The following is a 243-nucleotide window of genomic DNA, read 5'->3' on the forward strand; positions in this document are numbered from 1 at the left end:
AAAGTCCCTTGCCTTACCGCTTGGCTATACCCCATGAAAAGGCGAGTGATGGGAATCGAACCCACGAATGTCAGAGCCACAATCTGATGTGTTAACCACTTCACCACACCCGCCATATTAGAAAAAACACGGGCAGTAGGAATCGAACCCACACTGAAGGTTTTGGAGACCTTAGTTCTACCTTTAAACTATGCCCGTTTACTATGGAGAGAGAGGGATTCGAACCCCCGAACCCGAAGGAGC

General features: G+C 49.0%; 2 tRNA genes. Both read right to left on the reverse strand.

The features are described from left to right. Positions 1 to 40 precede the first annotated feature (40 nt). Positions 41 to 113 (reverse strand) — tRNA-His (locus HMPREF2818_RS07095). A gap of 14 nt (positions 114 to 127) precedes the next feature. Next, a tRNA-Trp gene (locus HMPREF2818_RS07100) sits at positions 128 to 198 on the reverse strand. Positions 199 to 243: the final 45 nt, after the last annotated feature.

This window comes from Streptococcus sp. HMSC076H09 (genome assembly GCF_001811765.1).
GTDB classification, from domain to species: Bacteria; Bacillota; Bacilli; order Lactobacillales; family Streptococcaceae; genus Streptococcus; species Streptococcus agalactiae.